At 54.4% G+C, this 10,328-nt stretch carries 7 protein-coding genes; 2 read left to right on the top strand and 5 right to left on the bottom strand.

What is annotated here, in order from left to right:
• Positions 1 to 755: HAD family hydrolase (locus FRY97_RS20970; RefSeq protein WP_246141876.1), on the top strand; the 755-nt coding region annotated here is incomplete at its 5' end.
• Between the two features lie 55 nt (positions 756 to 810).
• Here FRY97_RS20970 and FRY97_RS20965 read toward each other — a convergent pair.
• On the bottom strand, positions 811 to 4,206 hold the full coding sequence (locus FRY97_RS20965) for a methylmalonyl-CoA mutase family protein (protein ID WP_147169582.1): 3,396 nt from the start codon (positions 4,204 to 4,206) through the stop codon (positions 811 to 813).
• Between the two features lie 551 nt (positions 4,207 to 4,757).
• Here FRY97_RS20965 and FRY97_RS20960 point away from each other — a divergent pair.
• Positions 4,758 to 5,456: a TetR/AcrR family transcriptional regulator gene (locus tag FRY97_RS20960; protein ID WP_147169581.1), complete on the top strand. Its 699-nt coding sequence runs from the start codon at positions 4,758 to 4,760 to the stop codon at positions 5,454 to 5,456.
• Positions 5,457 to 5,556: 100 nt separating this feature from the next.
• Here FRY97_RS20960 and FRY97_RS20955 read toward each other — a convergent pair whose 3' ends face one another.
• The 4 genes from FRY97_RS20955 to FRY97_RS20940 form a co-directional block, all read right to left on the bottom strand.
• A complete protein-coding gene (locus tag FRY97_RS20955) occupies positions 5,557 to 6,210 on the bottom strand; it encodes an NUDIX hydrolase (RefSeq protein WP_147169580.1) in 654 nt (217 codons plus the stop codon).
• A 331-nt stretch (positions 6,211 to 6,541) separates the two neighbouring features.
• Positions 6,542 to 7,321: a uroporphyrinogen-III synthase gene (locus FRY97_RS20950; RefSeq protein ID WP_147169579.1), complete on the bottom strand. Its 780-nt coding sequence runs from the start codon at positions 7,319 to 7,321 to the stop codon at positions 6,542 to 6,544.
• A gap of 127 nt (positions 7,322 to 7,448) precedes the next feature.
• Positions 7,449 to 8,369, bottom strand: a complete 921-nt coding sequence (locus FRY97_RS20945) for a DUF4271 domain-containing protein (RefSeq protein WP_147169578.1) — start codon at positions 8,367 to 8,369, stop codon at positions 7,449 to 7,451.
• A gap of 120 nt (positions 8,370 to 8,489) precedes the next feature.
• On the bottom strand, positions 8,490 to 9,737 hold the full coding sequence (locus tag FRY97_RS20940) for a DEAD/DEAH box helicase (protein ID WP_170254812.1): 1,248 nt from the start codon (positions 9,735 to 9,737) through the stop codon (positions 8,490 to 8,492).
• Positions 9,738 to 10,328 lie beyond the last annotated feature (591 nt).

Below are 10,328 nucleotides of genomic sequence, written 5' to 3'. Positions count from 1 at the left end.
CCGAAAAGCATAAACGCCTCCGGCATTTTGGTTCACGCCCGTTATACTGCTCATTGTTTACCTTTACCCACAAATCATTTCAGCTTATGACGTTTTCCCTATTTGGCACCACCGCCCGCGGGCTCATTTTTGACATGGACGGCACTATGGTAGATAATATGATGGCCCACCACCGGGCTTGGCAGCGGCAGCTGCAAAAAATGGGGCTGGAGATGACCCTGGAAGAGGTACGGCAACAGATTCATGGCGTGAACGAAGAAATCTTGGCCCGGTTATTTGAGGGGCGGTTTACTGCAGAGGAGCGCCGGCGCTATGCCCGCGCCAAAGAAGCCGAGTACCGCGAGGGGTTCAAAGATGAGCTGCGGCTGATCGATGGTTTGCCGGAAGTGCTGCAGCAGCTCCACCAAGCAGGCTTGCCTATGGGCATTGGCACGGCAGCCCCAGCTGAAAATGTCGACTTTGTTTTGGATGCCTTGCAGCTACGCCCCTATTTCGGTGCTGTGCGCCACGCCGGCGATGTAAAGAAAGGCAAGCCTGACCCGGAAATCTTCCAATTGGTGGCAGAAGGCATTGGCCTGCCGGTAGAAGCGTGCATCATTTTTGAAGACAGCCCCACCGGGGCAGAAGCTGCAGCAAGAGCAGGGAGCCCGCTTGTGGTGGTCACCACCACGCACAAGGCAGAGGAGTTTGGCCACCTGCCCAACGTCATTCAGTTTATCAGCGACTACAAAGGGCTGCCGATAAACTTGGGATAAGGAGGGTATCAGGGGCTGGCGCTCAGCCCCTGATACAACTTGCAAGAGCAGGCGTTTACATATTGCGCCGGTACTGGCCGCCTACCTCGTACAGCGCGTGGGTGATCTGCCCAAGAGAGCAGTACTTGGCAGCCTCCATCAGCTGGCCGAACATATTGCCATTTTGCACTGCGGTGAGCTGCAAATCGCGCAGGCACTGCTCCGCTTTTTGAGCGTTGGCCTGCTGCAGCTGTTTCAGGGCCTCTATCTGAGCTTCTTTCTCATCCGTATTGGCACGGATGACCTCCCCCGGGCGTACCGTCGGCGAACCCTCCTTATTGAGGAAAGTATTAACGCCAATGATGGGCAGCTCGCCGGTGTGTTTCAGGGTCTCATAGTAAATGCTCTCATCCTGTATTTTGCCCCGTTGGTACATGGTCTCCATGGCACCCAGCACTCCGCCCCGTTCTGTTATGCGGTCGAACTCCATGAGCACCGCCTCCTCCACGAGGTCGGTCAGCTCATCGATGATGAACGCCCCTTGTAAAGGGTTCTCATTCTTGGCCAGCCCCAGCTCATGGTTGATGATCATCTGAATGGCGACAGCCCGGCGCACGCTCTCTTCTGTAGGCGTAGTGATGGCCTCATCGTAGGCATTGGTATGCAAGCTGTTGCAATTGTCGTAAATGGCATACAGTGCCTGCAGGGTAGTCCGGATGTCATTAAAGCTGATCTCCTGCGCGTGGAGGGAACGGCCAGAGGTCTGAATGTGGTACTTGAGCTTTTGAGACCGCTCGTTGGCGTCATACTTGTACTTCATGGCTTTTGCCCAAATCCGGCGGGCTACCCGGCCGATGACTGCGTACTCGGGGTCTACTCCATTGGAGAAGAAGAAAGACAGGTTGGGGGCAAAGTCGTTGATATCCATCCCCCGGCTGAGGTAGTATTCCACGAAAGTGAAACCGTTGGCGAGGGTAAAGGCCAGCTGCGTGATGGGGTTGGCCCCGGCTTCTGCAATGTGATAGCCTGAAATGGAAACAGAATAGAAGTTCCGGACCTTGTTCCAGATGAAATACTCCTGCACATCGCCCATGAGCTTCAAGCTGAACTCTGTGGAGAAGATACAGGTATTCTGGGCCTGATCCTCCTTGAGGATATCCGCCTGCACAGTGCCCCGCACTGCAGAAAGCGCTTTTGCTTTGAGCGCTTCGTATACCTCAGGCTCCAGTACCTGATCGCCGGTAAGGCCGAGCAGCATTAGGCCGAGGCCATCGTTGGTGGGCGGGCGGCCGCCCCGGTAAGTAGGGCGTGGCAGCCCGCGGTCGTCGTACAGCGCTTTGAGCTTGGCTTCTACCTGCCCTTCCATCCCATGCTCGCGGATGTACTTCTCGCACTGCTGATCGATAGCCGCATTCATAAAAAATGCGCAGATGGCCGCTGCGGGCCCATTGATGGTCATAGAGACCGAAGTCTTGGGGTCGCAGAGGTCAAAGCCAGAATAGAGCCTTTTGGCATCATCCAAAGAACAGACACTTACCCCTGAGTTGCCGATTTTGCCGTAGATGTCTGGCCGGTAGCCGGGGTCTTCCCCATAGAGGGTCACCGAGTCGAAGGCTGTAGACAAACGGGCCGCCGGCATGCCTTCAGAGAGGTAGTGGAAGCGCTTGTTGGTCCGCTCCGGCCCACCTTCCCCGGCAAACATACGGGTAGGGTCTTCCCCTTTGCGCTTGAACGGGAACACTCCTGCCGTGTAAGGGAATTCACCAGGCACGTTCTCCCTCAAGCTCCAACGCAGGATTTCACCCCAATCTTTGTATTTGGGCAGGGCTACCCGCGGGATGCGGGAGTGCGAAAGGGAGGCCGTAAAGGTAGGCACCCTGATTTCCCGCTCTCGGACTTTATAAATGAACTCGTCAGCAGTGTACTGCTGCCTTTTCTCCTCCCAAGTCTCGATAATACGCTTGCAGATGCCATCCAGCCCGAGCTCAATTTCTGCGTAAGCGGCCTTGAGCGCCTCCACTGTGGCAGAAGTATCGCCTAGCCCTTCCTGACACTCCAAGGCTTTGATCGACTCCTGCAGCCCAAAGAGCTGACGGGCTACCGTCACCTGCCGTTCTACCCATTCGTCGTAGTTGCGGTTGCTGTCCGATATTTCGGAAAGGTAGCGCACCCGTTTTGGGGGGATAATGAAAATCTTCTCGCTGGCCTCGTCGCTGGCCAGGAAGTCGGAGCGCAGGGCAGCGCCCGTGCGCTCGGCCAGCACATCCATCAGGACACGGTAAAGGCGGTTCATGCCTGGGTCATTGAACTGGGAAGCGATGGTGCCGACCACAGGCATCTGCTCTACCGGCTGCCCAAAGAGCTGATGGTTGCGCTGGTATTGTTTTTTGACATCCCGCAGTGCATCCTGAGCGCCCCGTTTATCAAACTTGTTGATGGCGATGACATCCGCAAAATCCAGCATATCTATCTTTTCCAGCTGCGTAGCGGCACCGTATTCTGGGGTCATCACGTAGAGGGAAACGTCTGAGTGGTCTACTATTTCAGTATCCGACTGCCCGATGCCGGAGGTTTCCAAGATGATCAGGTCATATTGAGCAGCTTTGAGGATGTCTACAGCAGCCTGTACGTGTTTGGAGAGGGCGAGGTTGGACTGACGGGTGGCCAGGGAGCGCATATACACCCGGCCTTCGGCAGTGGGGTTGCTCACGGCATTCATGCGGATGCGGTCACCAAGCAGGGCGCCCCCGGTTTTGCGCTTGGAGGGGTCTACCGAGATGATGCCGATGGTCTTGTCTTTGAAGTCGAGGAGAAAACGGCGCACGAGCTCGTCCACAAGGCTCGATTTGCCTGCACCGCCGGTACCGGTAATGCCTAATACGGGTATGTTTTTGGCGGAAGCCTCACTGGCCAGCTGGCTGAGCCATTCGCGGTTGTCGTCCGGAAAATTCTCTGCTGCGGAAATCATGCGCGCCAAGGCGTGCGGGTCTTTTTCTTTGAAGCGGCGGAGCTCCCCGTTGAGGTGCCCCCCTACCGGGAAATCACATTGTTGCAGGAGGTCGTTGATCATGCCCTGTAGCCCCAATTGGCGGCCATCATCGGGGGAGTAAATGCGGTTGATGCCGTAAGCGTGCAGCTCTTCGATTTCTTCGGGCAAAATGGTGCCGCCGCCGCCGCCGAAGATTTTGATATGGCCAGCCCCTTTTTCGCGGAGCAGATCGTACATGTATTTGAAGAACTCGTTGTGGCCGCCCTGATAGGAAGTGATGGCAATGCCCTGCGCATCTTCCATGATGGCGGTTTCGACAATCTCCCGTACAGAGCGGTTGTGCCCGAGGTGGATGATCTCTGCTCCAGAGCTTTGGAGGATGCGCCGCATGATGTTGATGGCCGCATCGTGGCCATCAAACAGGGACGCAGCCGTCACAATCCGAACTTTATGCTGTGGCTGGTAGGCTTCGACGGTTTGCATAGGTGGTTTTATTGGTTAAAAGCGCTGCGAAATTACAAAAATTGGGCATGACTAGCTTGGTGGCTGGCCAATAGAATGTATAACAAACCTAAGGGGGCGTGGTTTTACGCTGCACAGCCTGTCTTACCTTAGCGCACGCCTACAGCTTTTCATTGTTGGAAATCAACACCTTACAAACCTATCTTCCTCACTGAATTTTCATATTGCCCGTTAAACTCAAGTGTGGCGGCTTCGCCAAGACCCTGCCGGCCAGTCGGGCCTAAGCCATTGATTTTCAGAACAAACCTGCTTCAAGCAAGCGCTTAATTTTGTGCAAAGGCTGCTCTTGTAGATTACATGGGGCGGCGCCCACTCAACCTTTTTCGGGTATTTTCATTTAGGTGTGCTGGCCCCATTGGGCTCACCTGCCAGGCTCTTTGCCCGCCGGAGCCGATGCATTTAAGTGGCCAGAGGGGTACTTAAGTTGAGCGAAGTAAAACTATCTTCTTAAATTGCACAGCTAATTTTAAGGACAGTATCCCCAAATAGGTACTGAGCAAAAACGCAACGGCATGTCGATTTCTATACAGATGAAGCTGAACGAAAACCTTTACCTCAAGGACCCGCAGGAGACCAAACTGGGGAAGCGGATCATTCAGTACAGTATCCTATTGATTGACGAAATAGGTTTTGAGGCATTCACGTTCAAAAAATTAGCGGAGCGTATACAGTCGACAGAAGCCTCCGTTTACCGCTATTTCGAAAACAAACATAAGCTGCTGGTCTACCTGCTGTGCTGGTATTGGGAGTGGATGAAGTTCCGTATTGAGTTCAACACCATGAACATAGAAGACCCTTGCCAAAAGCTCCGCATCGCCATTTCTTCCATCGTGGATACCTCCCGGCGCAATACCTCTATTGAATTCGTTGACGAAGACGTACTTCACCGCATTGTTGTAGCTGAGGCGACCAAGGCTTACCATACCAAAGAAGTAGATGAGGAGAACAAGCAGGGCTTTTTCCTGACTTACAAAAGCTTGGCCAAACGTATTGCGGCTATCGCAAAGGAGATCAACCCGGATTACCCATACCCCCGGGCGCTGGCGAGCACTTTGCTGGAGATGGCCAACAACCACATTTACTTTGCCCTCCACTTGCCCTCGCTCACAGATATCGAGCTGGAGGATGGCGACCTTTCAAAAGTGGAACGCCTGCTGGAGGACTTCGCCTTCCGGCTTTTAGGCAAATGCAGGGAAGGGGAGGAAGGATAGGATCAACACCTGCAGCTACAAGCCGGTGCTTGTGGCGCTAGCCCGGTCTGCCCCACCGCTCTTCGCCCTGCCGTTCAGGCCGGGCGAAAGGCATGCTGCCTCAGTAGCGGGCCATGGCACGTTCTGCTACGGCCACCAATTCGCTAACCATCATAGCGGTAGCGCCCCACAGGACCTTACCGCCCACGTTGAAGTAAGGCACCCCTTTAAGGATAAGGTTTTGCGCCAGCTCGAGGTCGGTCCGCTGCCGGGCTTTTGGGTGTTGAAGGTGCCCAAAGGGCACTTCCAGGATGCGCTGCACCTCCGCCGGGTCTGGCACGAATTGCGGCCGGCGCTCTACGATGCCTACATAGGGGTGGACCAGAAAATTGCTCACCGGGATATAGAGCTCTGTCAGTTTCCCGATCACCGTCACGGATTGGCGGTCGACGCCTACTTCTTCTTCGGTCTCCCGCAAGGCGGTATACTCCATAGAAGGGTCTTCCGGCTCATGCTTGCCGCCCGGGAAGCTGATCTGCCCTGCATGGCGGTCATTGGGATTGTTGGCAGAACGCTGACGCTCAATGAAGACGAGGTGCCAACCTTCAGTTGGCACAGGGTAAAAGAGTGCCATCACACCTGCCTGACGGGCATTGGCAGGGGGAGGGGCTACCCGTTGGCGGACGCCGTGCGCCATTTGGTATTGTGCCTCTTGGCCGGGCAGCTGCTTCTGAAGTTCATCGGACAGGGCCAGAATGAGTCGGTCTTGTTTCATGAAATGATTAACCCGAGATGCACGGTAATGGTTTTGGGAGGGTGGCCGCACGGCTAGCTTTACTTAGAGCGTATGCTCAGTGGGCAATGCTCGTAATGGAGAAAAGAACGCCCCCCTGATTGGCCCTATGATGGCACCGGACTAGCGCTGCGAAGGGGTGTTAAGCCCGATAGGGCCGAGCGGATAGCGAGCCCCGTAGCATAGCGGCACCTGGCCTTCAGGCCGGGGGAAGGCCCCAAAGCAAAAACCGGGTTTATGCTTGGCAATATTTGCAGAGGCACTTGGCAGCGCGATCCCCCGTTAAGAAACAGGCTTGGCACGCCCCCGATGGTTACAAACCCTTATTAGACTTCTGAAGGTAGAGCTCCAATGCGGTGGCCATGGAAGTAACGCCCGGTGCCGGCACTTTGATATTGATGGTCAGCCCCTGTTTTTCGACTTCCTTGCCGGTCGAGTTGCCGAAAATAGCCAGGCGGGTGTCGTTCTGCTTAAAGTCTGGGAAGTTTTCGTACAGTGATTTGATGCCGAGCGGGCTGAAGAAGACCAGGACATCGTAGGTGACGTCACTGAGGTCAGACAAGTCGCTGCTGACCGTTTGGTACATCATGGCGTCTTGCCAGTCGAATTTTTGCTCTTCGAGGTAAGCAGAGACCTGCTTAGCGCCCAAATTGGAGCAGGGCAGCAGGAAGCGTTCTTTTTTATGTTTCTTGAGTGCAGGGCCAAGGTCTTGGATGGTCCGCTTGCCAACAAAGACCTTGCGTTTGCGGTAGACGATAAATTTCTGCAGGTAATTGGCTATAGCTTCTGAGAGGCAGAAGTACTTCATGTCCGGCGAGACCTTGATGCGCATCTCATCACAGATGCGGAAGTAGTGGTCTATCGCGTTTTTGCTGGTAAGAATCACCGCTGTGTACTCATCGGGCTTGACTTTCGCCTTCCGGAACTCCTTTGCCGGCACCCCTTCTACATGGATGAACTGCCGCCAATCAATTTTGAGCCCGTATTTTTGTTCGAGCTCATAGTAAGGAGATCGCTCAGGCTTAGGCTGAGAAATCAAGATGGTCTTGACAGGTTTGTAAGATTCTTCCTGAGCTTGTCCGTTTGCTGCCATTCAACAACAATTTTTGAGTACTTGGAAGCACCTCATCCGGTACTGCCCGCTGTGGCCAAAGCCACGGTCTACGCTTATGTACAGCGGCAGGCGAATGCTCCTGAACGTTGGCTCCGTGCTGCTTTAACTAGCTAGAAATCAGCCGGGCCAGTATGAGAACAGGTGCGATTTCAACGGTGCAAATATACAACAAAAAGTGGAACTTGTGAAAGGCTAAAAAACGGCTGCCGATAAACAAACCTCTCAGCGACATAAAGAGGTACACGGCCCCGACGACGGCAAGCAGGCCATAAGCGATGAACGGCTGCAGTTCTTCCCCTGCATAAGCCAAGGGGACATTGCCTGCTGCGAGGAAGAGCCCCAATATCAGGTTGAAGGTAATGATCGTCATGCTGTAAAGCGCCACCTCCTTGCTTACCGGAAAGATATACCCAATGAGGCCGAGTACGAGGTGCTTGGCCAGGAAGAAAGCTGCGACGGCAAAAACCGCCCAAGCCAGGCTTGCCAGGGGGGCAGGCGCAATAGCATACCCTAAATAGGTAGCCAGCAAATAAAGGAAGAGCCCTCCTGAGATCATAAACAGCCCATAGAAGAGGTAGTACGGCAGCCCGCCGCCGCTTTCGCGCTCGCGCTGAAGCTGTGCCAGCAGGTTGTCGTTTAGGAAAGCCCGGTATGCCCGCCCGAGGTGGGGGCGGAAAAAAGTGACGAGTATGGTGATCAGCAAAGCTACAGAGAGGTGCACGATGAGCAGCATACGGCTGCTAGCTTGCTGTGCGGTTGTGCGGCTGCCCTTTTTTTCACTGCCAGCGGGGGCCATCTTCTGCACCGGCTGTGCTTGGGGCTGCTGCCTTGCCGCCTTTTGGCTTGGGACGGTAATGTCGAATGGATTGCCGGGCGCTGCCTCCTGCTCAGGCAAGGCTGCTGCTGTTTTTTCCGGCAGCCTTGGCGACAAGTCGAAAGGGTTGGCTTGCCCATGAGCTTCTGCTGCGGCCCCGGCGAGGGCCGCTACAACAAAAAGCAGGATATGAGCAACAGATTTCGGGTTCATATAAAGCGTGGGCAGGTATGATTTTCATAATGATATGCCCATAAAGGTAAACATATCCTCCGGCTCCCCCAAGTAGAGGCCGCAGCTTGTCTGCCTGCCTGGATGGCCACCGCAGCCCTGTTAGCGTTTATCCCGTCTTGGGCTTTTCCCTCCTGAGCGCCTGTTGCCGCCACCTTTGCGGTGCCCGCCGCGGCCGCTGTGGCTGCCGCCGCTCCTCCGTGGGCCGGGCTTGGCATCTTTGAGCTCTTCCGGAAGGGGCAGGCGCTGTACTTTGCGTTCAATCAGATCCTCTATCCGTTTGAAACGGCGGATGTCCTGCCCGTTGATGTAGGTGAAAGCCATGCCTGAAGCCTCCGCCCTTGCAGTACGCCCAATGCGGTGCACATAGTCTTCAGCATCTTGGGGCACATCAAAATTGATGACCGCATCGATGCCTTTAATATCAATACCCCGGGAGAGCACGTCTGTAGCAACAATGACCGGCACGTTCCCGCTTTTGAAATCGTGCAGCTGCTGCTCGCGCTCTTCCTGCGAGAGGTCAGAGTGGATAGCCCCTGCCGAAATCCCTTTTCGTTTGAGGGCAGTAGCGAGGTCTTTGACCGTCTTTTTGCGGCCAGCGAAGATAATGACCCTTTCGAGGCGCTTGTTGGTCTCAAGCACTTTCTCTGTCAATGCGATTTTAGCGTGGTCTTCTACTTCATAGGCCAGCTGTAGGATATTTTCGGCTGGTTTAGAAATAGCAATGCTGATCTCTACGGGGTCTGCACGAAGGATCTGCCGGGCGAACTTCCGGATAGTTGGAGGCATGGTGGCCGAAAACAGCAGGTTCTGCCGCTCGAGGGGCAGCTTGTGCACAATATTCATAATGGCTGGAGCAAAGCCCATATCGAGCATGCGGTCAGCCTCGTCGAGGATGAGGAACTCCAGCTTGCTGAGGTCTACGTAGCCCATATCGAGGTGGGAAGTCAACCGCCCTGGGGTAGCGACAATAATGCCTGCGCCCCGCTTTAGTGCACGCCGCTCCTGTTCCATGGCATGCCCATCCCGGCCGCCATAGATGGCGATGGACGAAATGTCGGTAAAATAAGACAAGGCTTCCAACTGCTGATCGACCTGCATGGCCAGCTCGCGGGTAGGCTCAATGATCATGGCCTTCACTCCGTCTTCCGGCAGTTTGCTCAACTGATTGAGCACAGGCAGCAGAAATGCAGCCGTTTTGCCGGTGCCCGTCTGTGCGCAGGCGAGCACGTCTTTGCCTTCTAATATAGGTGGGATGGCTTGAGCCTGTACCGGTGTTGCGTCTTCAAACCCCATTGCCTGCAGCCCTTCTTCCAGTGAGGGCTCAAAACCAAATGCTGTGAATTTCAAATTGCTTGCTTTTTGAGTGAATTCCCCGGCTGATCCGGGGGAAGCAGGCCTTTTTTCCCACAGCCCGCTTTTTTGACAATAACAACTAGTGGAGGCCAGGCTGCCGCTGCTATTATTTGAAAGAGCCGCCCAATGTTTCCTTCCAATAGTTTAAACTACGAAGACCCTAGTAAAATTGGATGCTATGCCTCCGATTTGTGTCTTTCGGTGCCAAAGATACCTTTTTTACAGCACCCGGGCCTGCGGCCCGTATGCAGGCAACAAATATACCAACAATAATTAGACTTGATCCGCCGGGGGGCATTGGAGGGTCAAAATGGCGCTTGCCTTCCCACGCTATGCCTTTTTCCAGTCACCTTAGCTTAGGCTAAGCTCCTGGAAAAAACCGGCGCGCAGTTGAAAATAGCTCATTGCTCCTGCTACACTTACCTGAGGCATCAAGTTTAATGATGTAAGTTGTGCTTAGCCAAAAAAATAGTGCCCTGTTTTTTTGTCGCTGGAACAGCGAACCCCCTGCTTTAAACGATTATTCTACAGGCTAGCTACCGGCAAGGCACATATTGGCGTAAAGTGTTTAACACCCAATGAAGA

It is taken from the genome of Phaeodactylibacter luteus (assembly GCF_007993045.1).
GTDB classification, from domain to species: domain Bacteria; phylum Bacteroidota; class Bacteroidia; order Chitinophagales; family Saprospiraceae; genus Phaeodactylibacter; species Phaeodactylibacter luteus.
Note: the sequence above shows the minus strand (reverse complement) of the source record. Positions and strands in the feature narration are given on the sequence as shown.